The organism is Pseudomonas sp. SYWMCR5, from assembly GCF_057197165.1.
In genome coordinates, this window is sequence record NZ_JBXUNH010000007.1 from 65938 (window position 1) to 82577 (window position 16640).

Annotated in this window: 17 protein-coding genes and 1 pseudogene; 14 read left to right on the forward strand and 4 right to left on the reverse strand. The window is 65.6% G+C overall.

What is annotated here, in order from left to right:
* Nucleotides 1-74: 74 nt before the first annotated feature.
* The 12 genes from nrdR (at nucleotide 75) to AC2CGW_RS18580 (ending at nucleotide 8777) form a co-directional block, all read left to right on the forward strand.
* Nucleotides 75-539 (forward strand): transcriptional regulator NrdR, encoded by a 465-nt coding sequence (gene nrdR / locus AC2CGW_RS18525; protein ID WP_186669174.1) that lies wholly within the window; start codon nucleotides 75-77, stop codon nucleotides 537-539.
* 2 nt (nucleotides 540-541) lie between these two features.
* On the forward strand, nucleotides 542-1672 hold the full coding sequence (gene ribD / locus AC2CGW_RS18530; protein ID WP_186669176.1) for a bifunctional diaminohydroxyphosphoribosylaminopyrimidine deaminase/5-amino-6-(5-phosphoribosylamino)uracil reductase RibD: 1131 nt from the start codon (nucleotides 542-544) through the stop codon (nucleotides 1670-1672).
* 42 nt (nucleotides 1673-1714) lie between these two features.
* Nucleotides 1715-2380 (forward strand): riboflavin synthase, encoded by a 666-nt coding sequence (locus tag AC2CGW_RS18535; protein ID WP_054893597.1) that lies wholly within the window; start codon nucleotides 1715-1717, stop codon nucleotides 2378-2380.
* Between the two features lie 18 nt (nucleotides 2381-2398).
* The gene (gene ribBA / locus AC2CGW_RS18540; RefSeq protein ID WP_186669178.1) at nucleotides 2399-3490 is read left to right on the forward strand and encodes a bifunctional 3,4-dihydroxy-2-butanone-4-phosphate synthase/GTP cyclohydrolase II; all 1092 of its coding nucleotides are present in this window, start codon (nucleotides 2399-2401) and stop codon (nucleotides 3488-3490) included.
* 92 nt (nucleotides 3491-3582) lie between these two features.
* Entirely contained in the window at nucleotides 3583-4059 is a 477-nt protein-coding gene (gene ribH / locus AC2CGW_RS18545) for a 6,7-dimethyl-8-ribityllumazine synthase (RefSeq protein WP_186669179.1), read from the forward strand.
* Nucleotides 4056-4556 (forward strand): transcription antitermination factor NusB, encoded by a 501-nt coding sequence (gene nusB / locus AC2CGW_RS18550; RefSeq protein ID WP_186669181.1) that lies wholly within the window; start codon nucleotides 4056-4058, stop codon nucleotides 4554-4556. The genes ribH and nusB overlap by 4 nt, the downstream gene beginning before the upstream one ends.
* Nucleotides 4557-4574: 18 nt before the next feature.
* Entirely contained in the window at nucleotides 4575-5543 is a 969-nt protein-coding gene (gene thiL, locus AC2CGW_RS18555) for a thiamine-phosphate kinase (RefSeq protein WP_186720299.1), read from the forward strand.
* Nucleotides 5540-6043 (forward strand): phosphatidylglycerophosphatase A family protein, encoded by a 504-nt coding sequence (locus AC2CGW_RS18560; protein WP_054893602.1) that lies wholly within the window; start codon nucleotides 5540-5542, stop codon nucleotides 6041-6043. The genes thiL and AC2CGW_RS18560 overlap by 4 nt, the downstream gene beginning before the upstream one ends.
* 16 nt (nucleotides 6044-6059) lie before the next feature.
* Entirely contained in the window at nucleotides 6060-6803 is a 744-nt protein-coding gene (locus tag AC2CGW_RS18565; RefSeq protein ID WP_484574416.1) for a substrate-binding periplasmic protein, read from the forward strand.
* Between the two features lie 131 nt (nucleotides 6804-6934).
* Nucleotides 6935-7552: a GTP cyclohydrolase II gene (gene ribA, locus AC2CGW_RS18570; RefSeq protein WP_186669186.1), complete on the forward strand. Its 618-nt coding sequence runs from the start codon at nucleotides 6935-6937 to the stop codon at nucleotides 7550-7552.
* Nucleotides 7549-7968, forward strand: a complete 420-nt coding sequence (locus AC2CGW_RS18575; RefSeq protein ID WP_484574417.1) for an MFS transporter — start codon at nucleotides 7549-7551, stop codon at nucleotides 7966-7968. Before ribA ends, AC2CGW_RS18575 begins: the two co-directional genes overlap by 4 nt.
* Nucleotides 7968-8777 carry a cobalamin-binding protein gene (locus AC2CGW_RS18580; protein WP_484574418.1) on the forward strand — a complete coding sequence of 270 codons (810 nt, stop codon included), beginning with the start codon at nucleotides 7968-7970 and terminating at the stop codon, nucleotides 8775-8777. The genes AC2CGW_RS18575 and AC2CGW_RS18580 overlap by 1 nt, the downstream gene beginning before the upstream one ends.
* Here AC2CGW_RS18580 and AC2CGW_RS18585 read toward each other — a convergent pair.
* The 4 genes and pseudogenes from AC2CGW_RS18585 to AC2CGW_RS18600 all read right to left on the reverse strand — a co-directional run bounded on the left by AC2CGW_RS18585 (nucleotide 8755) and on the right by AC2CGW_RS18600 (nucleotide 13880).
* Nucleotides 8755-10624: pseudogene (locus tag AC2CGW_RS18585) on the reverse strand (TonB-dependent receptor domain-containing protein). The gene AC2CGW_RS18580 and the pseudogene AC2CGW_RS18585 sit on opposite strands and share 23 nt — an antisense overlap.
* Nucleotides 10625-10728: 104 nt before the next feature.
* Entirely contained in the window at nucleotides 10729-12624 is a 1896-nt protein-coding gene (gene dxs / locus AC2CGW_RS18590) for a 1-deoxy-D-xylulose-5-phosphate synthase (RefSeq protein WP_484574419.1), read from the reverse strand.
* A 129-nt stretch (nucleotides 12625-12753) separates the two neighbouring features.
* A complete protein-coding gene (gene ispA / locus AC2CGW_RS18595) occupies nucleotides 12754-13641 on the reverse strand; it encodes a (2E,6E)-farnesyl diphosphate synthase (protein ID WP_186669194.1) in 888 nt (295 codons plus the stop codon).
* Entirely contained in the window at nucleotides 13638-13880 is a 243-nt protein-coding gene (locus AC2CGW_RS18600; protein WP_186669195.1) for an exodeoxyribonuclease VII small subunit, read from the reverse strand. The genes ispA and AC2CGW_RS18600 overlap by 4 nt, the downstream gene beginning before the upstream one ends.
* Nucleotides 13881-14137: 257 nt before the next feature.
* Here AC2CGW_RS18600 and AC2CGW_RS18605 point away from each other — a divergent pair, with 257 nt between their 5' ends.
* Complete coding sequence (locus tag AC2CGW_RS18605) at nucleotides 14138-15541, forward strand: MBOAT family O-acyltransferase (protein ID WP_484574420.1); 1404 nt, start codon at nucleotides 14138-14140, stop codon at nucleotides 15539-15541.
* Complete coding sequence (locus AC2CGW_RS18610) at nucleotides 15528-16640, forward strand: SGNH/GDSL hydrolase family protein (RefSeq protein WP_238343325.1); 1113 nt, start codon at nucleotides 15528-15530, stop codon at nucleotides 16638-16640. The genes AC2CGW_RS18605 and AC2CGW_RS18610 overlap by 14 nt, the downstream gene beginning before the upstream one ends.

The window sequence follows — 16640 nt, forward strand, 5'->3', positions numbered from 1 at the left end:
ATGGTAACCCCTTTGGCTTGTCTTGCCAGTGGGATGCGCTACCATGGCCCTCCCTTTTTTTGTTGCCTGCCACCATGCACTGTCCCTTTTGCGGTGCCAACGACACCAAGGTCATTGATTCGCGACTGGTCGCCGAAGGCGAACAGGTCCGTCGTCGCCGTGAGTGCGTCGCCTGCGGCGAGCGCTTCACCACCTTCGAGACCGCCGAACTGGTCCTGCCCCGGCTGATCAAGCAGGACGGCACACGCCAGCCCTTCGACGAAGACAAGCTGCGCGCCGGCATGCAGCGGGCGCTGGAAAAGCGCCCCGTCAGCGTCGAGCGCCTGGAAGCGGCGCTGGCGCACATCAAGAGCCGTCTGCGCGCGACCGGCGAGCGCGAAGTGAAGTCGCTGGTGGTCGGTGAGCTGGTGATGTCCGAGCTGCGCAAGCTCGACGAAGTCGCCTACATCCGCTTCGCTTCGGTGTACCGGCGCTTCCAGGACCTCGACGAATTCCGTGAAGAAATCGACCGCCTGGCCCGTGAGCCAGCCAAAGAGTAAGCATGTCCAGCCAGACCGCGTTGCTTGACGCCCATTACATGGCCCGTGCCCTGGAGCTGGCCCGCAAGGGCCTGTACACCACCCACCCCAACCCGCGCGTGGGTTGCGTGATCGTTCGCGACGGCGAAGTGGTCGGTGAGGGATGGCACGTGCGTGCCGGCGAGCCGCATGCCGAAGTGCATGCCCTGCGCCAAGCGGGTGAGCGCGCGCGCGGCGCCTGCGCCTACGTCACCCTCGAGCCGTGCAGCCACCATGGCCGCACGCCACCGTGTGCCGAAGCGCTGGTCAAGGCAGGTGTGGCGCGGGTGGTGGCGGCGATGCAGGACCCGAACCCGCAAGTGGCCGGGCGCGGCCTGGGGCGGCTGGCCGAAGCCGGTATCGAGGTTGCCAGTGGTGTGCTCGAGGCCGAAGCTCGCGCACTCAACCCGGGCTTTCTCAAGCGCATGGAGCATGGCCTGCCATTCGTTCGGGCCAAGCTTGCGATGAGCCTGGACGGGCGTACCGCCATGGCCAATGGCGAGAGCCAGTGGATTACCGGCCCCGCGGCGCGTGCTGCGGTACAGCGTCTGCGCGCCCGCTCCAGCGTGGTGCTGACCAGTGCCCAGAGCGTGCTGGCCGACAACGCGCGGATGACCGTGCGCGCCGCCGAGCTTGGCCTGGACGAGGAAATGACCGCACTGGCCGTGTCGCGCCCGCCGCTGCGGGTGCTGGTCGATGGCCGTCTGCGCCTGCCGCTGGACGCCCCGTTCTTCCAGGCCGGTCCGGCGCTGGTGGTCACCGCCGCCGCGCACGACCCGCGCTACGCCGCCGCCGGCCATGAGTTGCTGGTGCTGCCCGGCAGCGATGGCCAGGTCGACTTGCCGGCGCTGCTGCGCCTGCTGGCCGAGCGCGGTGCCAGCGAGGTCCTGCTCGAAGCGGGCGCCGGGCTGGTCGGCGCCTTCGCTCGCCACGGCCTGATCGACGAGTACCAGTTGTTCGTCGCCGGCACCTTCCTCGGCTCCCAGGCCCGCCCGCTGCTGGACTGGCCGCTGGAGCACATGAGCGAGGCGCCGCGGCTGAAAATCATCGAAATGCGCGCCGTGGGCGATGACTGGCGAGTCACAGCCATCCCCTTGCCCGCGCCCGGCGTATAATGCCGGGCTTGCTTCGCGCAGCCCGTACCTGAGGAGAACATCATGTTCACCGGCATCATCGAATCCATCGGCACCATCCGCAGCATGACCCCCAAGGGTGGTGACGTGCGCGTCTACGTCGAGACCGGCAAGCTCGACCTGGGCGACGTCAAGCTCGGCGACAGTATCGCGGTCAACGGCGTGTGCCTGACCGCCGTGGAGCTGCCAGGCGATGGCTTCTGGGCGGACGTCAGCGTCGAGACCCTCAAGCGCACCGCCATGGTCGAGCTCAAGAGCGGCAGCCGGGTCAACCTGGAAAAGGCCCTGACCCCGACCACCCGCCTGGGCGGCCACCTGGTCAGCGGTCACGTCGACGGTGTCGGCGAAATCGTCTCGCGCAGCGATAACGCCCGCGCCATCCAGTTCCGCGTACGCGCCCCGAAAGAGCTGGCCAAGTACATCGCCCACAAGGGCTCGATCACCGTCGATGGCACCAGCCTGACGGTCAATGAGGTCGATGGCGCCGAGTTCGAGCTGACCATCGTCCCGCACACCCTGTCCGAAACCATCATGGCCGATTACCGTGCAGGTCGTCGGGTGAACCTTGAGGTCGACCTGCTGGCCCGTTACCTGGAGCGTCTGCTGCTGGGCGACAAGGCCGCTGAGCCGAGCAAAGGCAGTGGCATCACCGAAAGCTTCCTGGCCGCCAACGGCTTCTTGAAATCCTGATTGAGAAGGGGGTGCCGCGTGGCGCTCAACAGCATCGAAGAACTGGTCGAAGACATCCGCCAGGGCAAAATGGTCATCCTCATGGATGACGAAGACCGCGAAAACGAAGGCGACATCATCATGGCAGCCGAGTGCTGCCTGCCCGAGCACATCAACTTCATGGCCAAGCACGCCCGTGGACTGATCTGCATGCCTATGACCCGTGAGCGCTGCGAGACGCTCAAGCTGCCGCTGATGGCGCCGCGCAACGGCTCCGGCTTCGGCACCAAGTTCACCGTGTCGATCGAGGCCGCCGAGGGTGTCACCACCGGCATCTCCGCCGCCGACCGCGCCCGCACCGTGCAGGCTGCCGCCGCGAAGGACGCCAAGGCCGAGGACATCGTCAGCCCGGGCCACATCTTCCCGCTGATGGCCCAGCCAGGCGGCACCCTGGCCCGCGCCGGGCACACCGAAGCAGCCTGCGACCTGGCGCGCATGGCCGGTTTCGAGCCCAGTGGCGTCATCTGCGAAGTGATGAACGACGACGGCACCATGTCGCGTCGCGCCGAGCTGGAAGTGTTCGCCGCCCAGCACAATCTCAAGATCGGCACCATCGCCGACCTCATCCACTACCGCATGATCCATGAGCGCACCGTGCAGCGCGTCTCCGAACAGCCGATCGAAAGCGAGCTGGGCCAGTTCAATCTGGTCACCTACCGTGACTCGGTGGAAGGCGACGTGCACATGGCGCTGACGCTGGGCAAGATCTGCGCCGAAGAGCCGACCCTGGTGCGTGTGCACAACATGGACCCGCTGCGCGACCTGCTGATGGTCAAGCAGCCAGGGCGCTGGAGCCTGCGCGCGGCCATGACCACCGTGGCCGAGGCCGGCAGCGGCGTGGTGCTGCTGCTGGGCCACCCGCTGGACGGCGACGTGCTGCTGGCGCATATCCGTGAAAGCGCAGGCGACGTGCAGGCCAAAGTGCCGAGCACCTACAGCACCGTCGGTGCCGGTTCGCAGATCCTGCGTGACCTTGGTGTACGCAAGATGCGCCTGATGAGCTCGCCGATGAAGTTCAACGCGATATCCGGATTCGATCTGGAAGTTGTAGAATACGTGCCCTCCGAGTGACACAGGTGCGCCAGCGTTGTCCTGGCGCTCGTGTCCGAACCCTCCCGAAGGCCGCCCGGTGCGGCCTCGCTCTTTAATATGAGAATACCGGAATGACCCTGAAGACCATCGAAGGTACCTTCATCGCCCCCAAAGGTCGCTATGCTTTGGTGGTTGGCCGCTTCAACAGCTTCGTCGTCGAAAGCCTGGTGAGCGGTGCCGTCGATGCCCTGGTACGCCATGGCGTCAGCGAAAGCGACATCACCATCATCCGTGCCCCGGGCGCTTTCGAGATCCCGCTGGTGGCACAGAAAGTCGCCCAGCAAGGTGACTACAGCGCGATCATCGCCCTGGGTGCGGTGATCCGTGGTGGTACCCCGCACTTCGAATACGTGGCGGGCGAGTGCACCAAGGGCCTGGCCCAGGTGTCCATGGAGTTCGGCGTTCCGGTCGCCTTCGGTGTGCTGACCGTTGATTCCATCGAGCAAGCCATCGAGCGTTCCGGCACCAAAGCCGGTAACAAAGGTGCCGAAGCTGCCCTGTCCGCCCTGGAAATGGTCAGCCTGCTGGCGCAGTTGGAGGCCAAGTGATTAGCGACGACAGCGATCGTTTCAACCCGCGCGATCCAAAACCTGCGGATGCCGGCAAGCCCTCCAAGAGCGCCAAGCGTCGCGAAGCCCGCAAGCTCGCCACGCAAGCGCTCTACCAGTGGCACATGGCGCAGCATTCGCTGAACGAGATCGAGGCTCAGTTCCGGGTCGATAACGATTTCTCCGATGTCGATGGTGCCTACTTCCGCGAAATCCTCCACGGGGTTCCGGCAATCAAGGGCGAAATCGACAGCGCACTCAAGCCTTGCCTGGACCTGGCACTGGATGAGCTCGACCCGGTCGAGCTGGCCGTGCTGCGTCTGTCCACCTGGGAGTTCATCAAGCGCGTCGACGTACCGTACCGCGTGGTGATCAACGAAGGTGTGGAACTGGCCAAGGTCTTCGGTGCCACCGACGGCCACAAGTTCGTCAACGGTGTGCTCGACAAGCTCGCGCCCAACCTGCGCGAAGCCGAAGTCAAGGCCAACAAGCGCTGATCCCGGCGCTGACGAGCCATGGGTGAGTTCGAGCTGATCCGCCGCTTCTTCGCTGCCGCGCCCTGTGCGCAGGGCGGCGAGGGCGTGGCCCTGGGGATCGGCGACGATTGCGCCCTGCTGGAGCTGCCGGCTGGCGAGCAGCTGGCGGTCTCCACCGATACGCTGGTCGCAGGTGTGCATTTTCCGGCGGTCTGCGACCCCTCGCTGCTCGGCCAGCGCTCGTTGGCCGTGGCCGCGAGCGACCTGGCGGCCATGGGCGCGACCGCCATCGGCTTCACCCTGGCCCTGACCTTGCCCGAGGTCAGCGCGGATTGGCTGCAAGACTACGCCGAAGGCCTGGGGCGCATGGCCCACCGCTGTCGCATGAGCCTGATCGGCGGCGACACCACGCGCGGCCCCCTGAGCATCACCGTGACCGTGTTTGGCCGGGTTCCGGCCGGGCAGGCCTTGCGCCGCGATGGTGCCAGGCCGGGTGATCTGCTGTGTGTCGGCGGCAACCTGGGTAGCGCGGCGGGGGCCTTGCCGCTGGTGCTGGGCGAGCGCCAGGCCCCGGCCGAACAGGCCCAGGCGCTGCTTGCGCAGTACTGGTCGCCGATGCCGCAGCTCACCTTGGGCGAGCTGCTGCGTGGCCAGGCTACGGCGGCGCTGGACGTTTCCGACGGCCTGCTTGCCGACTGCGGTCATATCGCCCGGGCCTCGGGCGTCGCCCTCGAAGTGAACCAGCACCAGGTTCCGGTATCTACCGAACTGGAGGCCTTCCTCGGGCGTGACGCTGCCGTGCACGCGGCGCTCACCGGCGGCGACGACTATGTGCTGGCCTTCACCATCCCGGCCGCGCAACACCAGGCATTGCAGCTACCGGGGTTCATCCATGTCCATGTCATCGGCCGCGTCCTGGACGGGCAGGGCGTCACCCTGCGTGATCGCCAGGGTCGTGACATCACCCCGACGCAACGGGGCTATCAACATTTCAGGGAGACACCGTGACCGACCACCCCAATCAGGTGCCTGCGGAGTTCGTTCCGCCTTCGGTCTGGCGCAATCCGTGGCACTTCATCGCGTTCGGCTTCGGCTCCGGCACCCTGCCCAAGGCGCCGGGCACCTGGGGCTCGCTGGTGGCGCTGCCGTTCATTCCGCTGTGGCAGATGCTGCCGGACTGGGGCTACTGGCTGCTGCTGGGGATCACCATGCTGTTCGGCTTCTGGCTGTGCGGCAAGGTGGCGAACGACTTGCGCGTGCACGATCATGAAGGCATCGTCTGGGACGAGATGGTCGGCATGTGGATCACCTTGTGGCTGGTGCCCGAGGGTTGGCAGTGGCTGCTCGCAGGGTTCCTGATGTTCCGCTTCTTCGACATCCTCAAGCCCTGGCCGATCCGCTGGATCGACCGCCATGTGCACGGCGGTGTCGGCATCATGCTCGACGATATCCTGGCTGGCGTTTTTGCCTGGCTAGGCATGCAAGTGCTGGTTTGGGCGGTAGCCTGATACAGGGAGCGGGTCGATGGCCATACGGACTGTGCTGCTGGCGCTGATGCTGGTTTTCCTGCCCTGGAGTGCCGGGGCCGTTGAGTTGCCGAAGCAGGTGCGACTGGTCAGCGAGGAATGGATCGACTACACCAACGCCGACGGCACTGGCGTTGCCTGGGACGTGCTGCGCAAGGTGTTCGAGCCGGCCGGGGTGAAGGTCGAGGTAACGAGCGCGCCTTACAGCCGTGCAGTCGGGCTGGTCAAGCGCGGCGAGGCCGACGCCTGGGTGGGTTCGTACAAGGAAGAGAACGAAGACAACCTCTACCCGCGCTGGCACTTCGACCTGGATCATATCTATGCCCTCGGCCTGGCCAGCAAGCCAGTCCCGGCACTGAACAGCGTCGGCCAGTATCGCCTAGCCTGGGTACGTGGCTATGGCTACGACAGATATCTGCCGAATGTGCATGAATTCCGCGAGATCCAGCGTCGCGAAGGCATCCTGCCGATGCTCGAGCATGACCGGGTGGATTTCTACATCGATGCCGAAACGGAAGTGGACTACGTGCTGCATCAGGCCAGCAAGCCGCAGGACTTCCGCCGCACCCACATCGCTGAACTACCGCTGTACCTGGCCTTTACCCGCAGCGATCAAGGCAAGGCCTTGCGCGACCTGTTCGACCAGCGCATGGCGAAGCTGGTGCATAGCGGCGAACTCAAGGCCATCTTCGAGCACTGGAAGCAGCCGTACCCGTTCGCGTCCGACAGCCAGCCGCACTGATCGAGCGCGCGTCTGGCAGGCCTATGCATCGAACTTTTCGATCTTAAGCGGCGAGATTCAGCCTGCGCATGCCCGCTGGGCTGCTGATACAATCTGGCCCATTGAAATTTCCTACTTATCAGGAGCACAACGTGCCCGTCGTCTTTGTTGCCGCCTCCAAACTCCCAACGCCTTTTGCGACATTCACCATGCATGGCTTTCTCGACGAAGCCAGCGGCCGCGAGCATGTGGTGCTCAGCCTGGGTGATATCGCCGACGGTGAACCGGTGCTCGGGCGTCTGCACTCCGAATGCCTGACCGGCGACGCGCTGTTCAGCCAGCGTTGCGACTGCGGTTCGCAACTGGAAGCCGCGCTGCAGGCCATCGCCCGTGAAGGCCGTGGCGTGCTGCTGTACCTGCGTCAGGAAGGTCGAGGCATCGGCTTGTTGAACAAGATTCGCGCCTATGAACTGCAGGATGGCGGTGCCGATACCGTCGAGGCCAACGAGCGCCTGGGCTTTGCTGCCGACCAGCGTGACTACGCCATGTGCTTGCCGATGCTCGAGCACCTCGGCGTCAAATCGCTGCGCCTGATGACCAACAACCCACGCAAGGTCAAAGCCCTGACCGACATGAGCATTGTGGTTGCCGAGCGCGTGCCGCTGCACACCGGCCACAACCCGCACAACCGCCTGTACCTGGCCACCAAGGCCGACAAGCTCGGTCACATGATGGGCAACCGTCACCAGGGCGAGGCGCCCCAGGCGTGACCCGTGGCCAGGTGAAGCGGCGTCTGGCGCTGGCCTGGTGGCAATACCTGGCGGTCGGCCTGGTGCCGCTGCCGGTCATGGCCTGGGCCTTTGGCGGTGGTCAGGCACTGATCCCGGTGCTGGCAATGCCGCTGTTCATCGCCGGCGCCGCGACCCTGTTTCTCAGCCTGCCGCGCTTCGGTGCCTACAAACGGGCGCTGATCGGCACCTCCAAGGTACTCGACACCCCCGAAGAAACCGCTGCCTGGATCGAACTGGCGCGGGTTCGTCGCCTGGCCATGACCTACGCCTGCTTCCCGGCCTGGATCGCCGCACTCTCGGTGCTGGTGGGGCTGGAGGCGGTGCCTCAGGTGTTGTTGGCGTTGTCTACCGTGATGCTGCTCTACCTCTATCGCATCCCGCGCCAACTGGGCTGATGCGCGCCTTTTTCGTTGCCGTGCTGCTGTCGATCGGTGCATTTGCCGAGGCTGGGCCGCGTGTAGTCAGCCTCGGGCCGTCGATGACCGAGATCGTTCTGGAGCTTGAGGCGGACGATCTGCTGGTGGGCGTGCTCGACAGCGGCGAGCGGCCGCAGCGTCTGAAAAATCTGCCATCGGTCGGGCGCTACGGGCAACTGGACATGGAGCACCTGCTGGCGCTCAAGCCCGACCTGCTGCTGCTCTGGCCCGGCAGCGTGCCCCCGGCCCAGCGCGACCAGTTGCGTCAGCTGGGGATTGCCACGTTCAGCAGCGAGCCCCACGATCTGGAGCAACTGATCGAGCAGATCCAGGCCATCGCCGTGCGCCTGGGGCGTGCCGAGCAGGGGCAGCGCTACGCTGACAGGTTGCGCGAGCGCCTGGCCGACCTGCGCGAGCGTTATCGCCGCGAGCAGCCGCTCAAGGTGTTCTACCAGGTCTGGGACTCGCCGCTGTACACCTTGGGTGGCCGTCAGGTGGTGAGTGACGCACTGGCGGTCTGCGGTGCGCGCAACGTCTTTGCCGACCTCGAGCAGCCTGCGCCGCAGGTGAGCGTCGAGTCGGTGCTGGCGCGTGACCCTGATGTGATCCTGGCCGGCGACGCTACGCAGTTGGTGAGTTGGAAGGCCTGGCCACAGCTCAGCGCCGTTGCCGGCGGGCACTTGCTGGTGGTGCCCGACAAGGGCCTGGAGCGCCCCAGCGGGCAGATGATCGAAGCGACGGCGCGCCTTTGTGCGCTGCTGGCGTCTAGAGCGCCGGTGTCCAGGTAAGGCTCAGCAGCCAGGTGCGGCCTTCTTCGCGGTAGCCATAGTCATTGCCGTCATAGTTGTAGAGCGCGGCTGTAGCCTTTGTCCAGCAGGTTATCCACCTTGACCTCGAACTTCAGCGCATCGCTTGCCGCCCAGCTGCCGCGCAGGCCCAGCAGCGCATAACCGCCGAGCCTGTTGCGGTTGGCCTCGTCGTCGTAGCTGCTGCTGATCGCTTGCCAGCTCGCCCCCGCACTGAAGCGTTCGAACTGTCGGTCCAGGTCCAGGCTCAAGGTCCGGCGGGCGCGGCGAGCCAGGGTATGGCCGGTGTCACGGTCGCGTGGATCGATCAGTGCCAGGCCGAGCTGGCTGCGCCAGGGGCCCCAATCCTGGCTAAGCGCCATCTCCATGCCGTTGATCCGCGCCGAGGCAACGTTCCGTGGGATCGAGCCCTCGCCGAAGATGATCGCATCGCGCAGGTCGGTGCGGTACAGCGAGGTTTTCAGGCGGCTGCTGGCACTCAACTGGCTGCGCCATTGCAGCTCATAGCTCCTGGAGCGCTCGGGGTCGAGGTCAGGGTTGCTGTACTGCGGGTAGTACAGGTCGTTGAAGGTGGGCGCGCGAAACCCTTCGCTGTATGACAGCAGCAGGTCGTTGTCGGTGTTCAACGGCAGGGTCAGGCTGGCGCTCCAGGTGGTCTGGCCGCCGAACTGCTGGTTCTGGTCGCGCCGCATGCCCAGTTCGGTGGAGAAGCTTTCGCCGCTATAGCGATGCTGGATGAAGGCTGCACGGTTGTAACGGCTGTCCTCGGCGAAGTCGGTGCTGCCGTGCACCCGGTCCTGGTACCAGTCGGCGCCCAGCGAGAGGTTGTTCCGTGCATCGAGGGCGAGGTCGTTCTGCCAAGTGATCTGGTCGCGATAGGTGTTGAACACGCTGCCATCGTCGCTGAGCTTGTCGCGCTTGCGGTCGCGATTCTCGCTGTGGCCGATCTCCACGCGCGAGTGCCAGAGGTCGCTGAGCTGGGCATCGATATAGGTGTCCAGGCTGCTGACGGTGAAGTCGGTGTAGGGTTTCTGGCCGAAGCTTTCGAAGCTGACTGGGTCGAATCGGCCGAAGGGGTTGTCGTATTCGCTGCGCCCCCGGCTGTCGAGCAGGTTCACCCCGGCCTCGAAGCGCTCACCGAAGGTATGGCTCAGGCTCAGGTTGAAAGACTTGTTGCGGTAGGCGTCGTGATCGCCATCGCTGGCGAAGGACGGCCCGGTCGAATCGATGCCTGCGGTTTCGTCGAGGCTGGCGCCAAGGTTGACGCGTGTCTGGCCATCACCACCGGACAGCCCCAGGCTGCGCTGGAAGGTCTGGTTGCTGCCGGCCGCCAGGCGCAGCCGCGGTTGCAGGCCGGGGCCGCTGGCGCGTCGGGTGAAGATCTGGATCACCCCGCCGATGGCGTCGCTGCCGTAGACCGCAGAGCGCGAGCCGCGCAGCACTTCGACGCGCTCTATCTGATCGACGTCGAGAAACTGCAGGCCGCTGTCGCCGGAGGTTGCGTTGGCGATGCGCACGCCATCGACCAGCACCAGGCTCTGCGCGGCCTTGGTGCCGCGGATGAAAATCCCGGGCAGGCTGCCGCGGCCGCCGGTGGCGGCGACTTGCACGCCGGGCACGCGGGTCAGCAGGTCGGTGACGCTGGAGGGTTGCAGACGGTCGATGTCGGCGCGGGTGAAGACCGTGTTGGCGGCGCTGGTGGCGGTGCGCGATTCGACTTCGCGGTTGGCGCTGATCAGCACGTCGGGGAGCTTCAGGGCGTTGTCGCGTTCGGCGGCCAGCAAGGGCAGGGGGAGGCAGAGCAGCGGTGCAAAGGTCAGGATTTTCATGGGCAGTACAATAGCATTCGCGGGCGAGCCCGCTCCCACAGGGTTTCTACAGTACTCGAATACTGTGCAATCCCTGTGGGAGCGGGCTTGCCCGCGAAAGGGCCTTACAGGCCGAGCTTGGCCATGCGGGCTTTCACCGAGGCCTCGATGCCAGCAGCATCCAGCCCGCACTCGGCCAGCATCTGCGCAGGCTTGGCATGCTCGACATAGATATCCGGCAAGCCCAGGTGCAGCAGTGGCTTGACCACCGCCTCACGCGCCAGGAACTCGCTAACCGCAGCGCCGGCGCCGCCCATGATGGCGTTTTCCTCGATGGTCACCAGCAGCTCATGGTTGCCGGCCATCTCCAGTACAAGCGCCTCGTCGAGCGGCTTGACGAAGCGCATGTCGACCACCGTGGCGTCGATCTGCTCGGCCACCTGCAGCGCTTCGGTCAGTTGCACGCCGAACACCAGCAGCGCGACTTTCGAACCCTGGCGGCGGATCACGCCCTTGCCGATTTCCAGCGGCTCCAGGTCGCCGTCGATCGGCGCGTTGGGGCCGGTGCCACGCGGGTAGCGCACGGCGGCCGGGCCTTTGTACAGGTGCCCGGTGCTGAGCATCTTGCGCAGCTCGTTCTCGTCGCTCGGGGTCATCACCAACATGCCCGGGATGCAGCGCAGGTACGAGAGGTCGAAGCTACCCGCGTGGGTCGGGCCGTCCTCGCCGACCAGGCCGGCGCGGTCGATGGCGAACAGTACGTCGAGGTCCTGTACCGCCACGTCGTGGATCAGTTGGTCATAGGCGCGCTGCAGGAAGGTCGAGTAGATCGCCACTACCGGCTTGGCGCCTTCGCAGGCCATGCCGGCTGCGAAGGTGACGGCGTGCTGCTCGGCGATCGCCACGTCGAAATAGCGCTCCGGGAAGCGCTCGCTGAAGGCGACCAGGTCCGAACCTTCCTTCATCGCCGGGGTGATGCCCACCAGGCGGTTGTCGGCGGCGGCCATGTCGCACAGCCATTGGCCGAACACTGCGGAATACTTCGGCCCGCTGGGCTTTTTCGGCGCGGCGGGCTTGTCGGCGGGCTCGAGCTTGGTGATGGCGTGGTAGCCGATCGGGTCGACTTCGGCGGGGGCGAAACCCTTGCCTTTCTTGGTGACCACGTGCAGGAACTGCGGGCCCTTGAGGTCGCGCATGTTGCGCAGGGTGGCGATCAGCGTCGGCAGGTCATGCCCATCGATCGGGCCGATGTAGTTCCAGCCCAGTTCCTCGAACAGCGTGCCGGGCACCAGCATGCCCTTGGCATATTCTTCGGTGCGGCGGGCGATCTCCCAGGCGCCGGGCAGGCGCGACAGCACTTTCTTGCTGCCTTCGCGCATGCTCGCGTAGGTGCGGCTGGAGAGGATCTTGGCCAGGTAGTTGGACAGCCCGCCGACGTTGCGCGAAATCGACATGTCGTTGTCGTTGAGGATCACCAGCATGTCGGCATCGACTTCCTGGGCGTGGTTCAACGCTTCGAAGGCCATGCCGGCGGTCAGCGCGCCGTCGCCGATCACCGCGATCGACTTGCGCGGGTCGTTCTGCAGACGGGCGGCGATGGCCATGCCCAGGGCGGCGCTGATCGAGGTGCTGGAGTGGCCGACGCCGAAGGTGTCGTATTCGCTTTCGCTACGGCGCGGGAAGGCGGCGATGCCGTCTTTCTGGCGCAGGCTGAGCATGCGGTTGCGCCGGCCGGTGAGGATCTTGTGCGGGTAGGCCTGGTGGCCTACGTCCCACACCAGGCGATCGTTCGGGGTGTCGAAGACGTAGTGCAGGGCAATCGTCAGCTCGATGACGCCCAGGCCTGCGCCGAAGTGCCCGCCGGTCTGACCCACGGTATAGAGCAGCTCCTGGCGCAGTTCGTCGGCCAGGCTCTCCAGGTCGGCTTCGGCCAGCCGGCGCAGGCCGGCTGGCGTGTCGGCGCGGTCCAGCAGAGGCGTGACCGGGCGTTCGCGGGGGATCTCTTGAAACGTCGTGGGCATCAGGCGAGTCGTTATAGGTTTGAAGACGCGGCAGTTTACCCCATTGTGGGAAAAGCTGCCCATTCACGCGCGGGTGGCGGCTGCTGTTGTAGGAGCGGGCTCGCCCGCGAAAAGCCCAGCCGCAGCCCCTTAGTGACGGCGCTCGACGATATAGCGCGCCAGCGCCCGCAGCGGCTCGGCGCTTTCACCGAACCCTTCAAGTGCGACCAGCGCCTGGTCGCGCAGTTCGATCGCATAGCCCTTGGCGGCCTCCAGGCCGAGCAGCGCCGGGTAGGTCGGTTTGTCGCGGGCGATGTCGGCGCCCTGGCGCTTGCCCAGGGTGGCGGTATCGCTTTCGACGTCGAGGATGTCGTCCTGCACCTGGAAGGCCAGACCGATGGCCTGTGCATAAGTCTGCAAGGCATCCAACTGGGTGGGCTCGGCACGGCCGCTGGCCAGGGCGCCGAGGCGCACGCTGGCCTCGATCAACGCGCCGGTCTTGTGTCGGTGCATGTATTCCAGTGCGTTCTGGTCGAGCTTCAGGCCGACCGAACCGAGGTCGATGGCCTGGCCGCCGACCATGCCGGCGGGGCCAGCGGCCTTGGCCAGGGCCTGGACCATGGCCAGGCGAATGGCATCGGTCTGCGGGCTCAGGCGGGTATCGAGCAGGGCGCTGAAGGCCAGGCTCTGCAGGCCGTCGCCAGCGAGAATGGCGCAGGCTTCGTCGAACGCCTTGTGGGTGGTCGGCTGGCCGCGGCGCAGGTCGTCGTCGTCCATGGCCGGCAGGTCGTCATGCACCAGTGAGTAGGCATGGATCAACTCCACTGCGCAGGCCGCGCCGTTGGCCTGCTCGGGCGCAACGCCGAAGGCTTCGCAGGCCGCGTAGGCGAGCAGCGGGCGCACGCGCTTGCCGCCGTTCATCACGCTGTAGCGCATCGCCGCGTAGAGCCGTTCGAGCTCCTTGGACGGCGCCACGAACAGCGGTTCGAGGGCCGCGTCGACGCGTGCCTGGCACTGGGCCTGATAGGTGCTGATCATGCGTCCGGTTCCGCATCGAAGGGCTGGGCGGCCAGTTCGCCGTCTCGCTCCAGGAGGATCTGCACTTTCTGTTCGGCCTGGGCCAGTGCGCCCTGGCAGTCGCGGGTCAGGGCAATGCCCTGCTCGAACGCTGCCAGCGACTCTTCCAGCGACAGTTCGCCGGTCTCCAGGCGCTCGACCAGGGCTTGCAGGTCGGCGAGGGATTGTTCGAAATCGATGGAGGTTTTCTTGCGGGCCATGGCGACTGTCTCGGTGGCGTTTTTAACGGCGCGACACTAGCAGAGCGGGGCGGGGGGAGCAAATTGCGGTGCCTCCCGGAAAGGTATTCCTTGGTAGTATTTTGTTGCATTTGTGCGAGAGTTTTCTTATTGCAATTTGAGACGTGGTCGGATTGTGACCCCGCTGGGGCTCTGCCATAATCCCGCCCGCTCTGGCCTGGGCATCTTGATGGCCTCCGGCAATCCCCCCTTCTCGACGTCACGTAACGGACTACGTTGTGAGCTTCCTTTCGATCGAATTCGGCCTCTGTTTCACGCTCTTCTTCATTGTCTACTGGAGCCTTTGCTGGAGCCTGCGCCTGCAGAACCTGTTGCTGCTTGCGGCCAGCTACGGGCTGGTGGCGAGTTTCAGCCTGCAATCGTTGTACATCCTGCTTGGCTACAGTGTGCTGGTGTACCTGCTGGGGTTGCTGGCTGCGCGCCAGCCCGGGCGCTGGTTCAATGGCGTGCTGCTGCTGGCGCTGGTGTTGGGGTGTTTCTACCTGTTCAAGTACCAGGAGTTCTTCGCCGCCAGTGTGCAGGGCGCATTCGCGGCTGCCGGGCTCGATGTGTCGCTGCCGGTGCTCGAGCTACTGGTGCCGATCGGCCTGTCGTTCTATGCCTTCCATTCGGTCAGCTACCTGGTGTCGATCAACCGCGGTGAGATGGCCTCGGCGCCGCCACTGGACCTGGCCCTGTACCTGGCCTTCTTCCCCAGCCTGATCGCAGGTCCGGTCAATCGTGCGGCGCACCTGCTGCCACAGATCCGCCCGCAGGCCATGCGCGAAGTACTGGAGCCGCAACGGGCGCTTGGCTTGATTGCGCTGGCGGTGGTCAAGCTGTTCCTGCTCAGCGGCTGGCTGGGCAGCCAGTGGGTCGATCCGGTGTTCGAAACCCCGGGCAGCTTCACCCCAGAGCAGGTGCTGCTCAGCGTCTATGGCTACAGCTTCCTGATCTATTTCAACTTCAGCGGCTATACCAACCTGGTCACCGGCATCGCCCTGCTGCTGGGTTTTCGCCTGCCGGACAACTTCAACGCGCCTTATGCCGCGCGCAATCTCAAGGAGTTCTGGGGGCGCTGGCACATCAGCCTGTCGCGCTTCATTCGTGACTACATCTACATCCCCCTGGGCGGCAATCGCAAAGGGGTGTGGCGCGGCAACCTGAACATGCTGCTGGCCATGCTGATCTCCGGGCTGTGGCACGGCGCGAGCCTGAATTTCATTCTCTGGGGCGCGCTGCATGGAGTGGGGCTGGCGCTGTACAAGCTGTTCGAGCAGTTGTGGCCGGGCTTTGCGCGCCTGCCGGGCAGCGGGCTGCTGGCCCGCTTGCTGACGTTCCACTACGTGGCCTTCGCCTGGATCTTCTTCCGCAGCCCAACCCTGGATGGCGCCTGGGAGATGCTGGGCGATATCGCCCAGGTCAGCCTGGCCGGGCTCGACTCGGCCACCGGTGTAGCGCTGCTGGCCTGTGTGCTGTACGTCGCCACGTATCCACAGTGGCTGGCGACCCTGCGCCAGGGCTTTTCTGCCAGCCAGCGCCTGCCCTGGCAACTGTACCCACTGCCACTGGCGGTCTTCGTGTCGCTGGTGATCTTCGCGTCGCAATCGGGTGTGCCGGGGTTCATCTATGCAAGCTTCTGATATCCGCCAGCTGTTCCAGGTGCAGATGGGCGCGGCGCGCACGCTGTATGCCCTGGTGGTCGCCACAGGGCTGCTGTTCTGGCTGAACCAGGACTCGATCAGCCTGTATTGCCAGCAGAAGTATCACGACAGTTGCGAACTGCCGGTGCTGGGGCAATTGCCAGCCTGGCGCCTGGGTGCGGGCCTGACCGCTGCGCTGGAGCAGGGCCGTGACAGCTTCCTCGACAGCCTGAGCGGGCAAGCCACGGTGGCGCAGGCGCCGCCTGTGGTCGAACTGCCGGCGCCGATGCCGGTGGTGAGTGTCGATCTGCAGGCCCCTGTTGCCAAGCCTGTGCATGTCGCCGCAACTGCCGCGCACCCTGTCGCGCCGGTGCAGGTGCCAGCGGCGGCTCCCGTGGTCGTGAAGCCGCCGGTGGCGCAGATGGTCGCACCGGGCACCCTGGCGTCCCTGGCGGCGGGCGATGAAGTGTTCCTGGTGGGCGATTCGCTGATGCAGGGCGTCGCCCCGCACCTGGCCAACAGCCTGCGCAAGCGCTACCAGATCCATACCATCAACCTCAGTCGGCAGAGCACCGGGCTTGCCTACCCGGGCTTCTTCAACTGGCCGAAGACCGTGGCCGACACCCTCGCCAGCGCGCCGAAGATCCGCCTGATGGTGGTCTTCCTCGGCCCTAACGACCCGTGGGACATGCCCCAGGGCAAGGGCAAGCCGTTCTTGCGCTTCAAGTCGCCGGAGTGGGAAGTGGCCTACCGTGAGCGCATCGACGCGATCCTCGAGCAGGCCCGCGAGCACAATGTCCAGGTGATCTGGGTCGGCCCGCCGAACATGGAGAAGTCACGGCTGTCGACGGCCATGAACTACCTCAGCGGCCTTTATCAGGAGCGCACCGCGCAATTCGGCCAGCACTACGTCTCGGCCAACCCGATTCTCGGCTATCCCGACGAGCAGTTCTCGTATACGGTGCAGACGCCGGAGGGCAAGCGGGTCAAGGTCCGGGTCGACGACGGCATTCATTTCACCATCACGGGCCAGAAGATGATCGCCGCGCAGGTACTGTCACTGATCAGCTTCCCGGTCCTGACTGCAACAGGACATTGA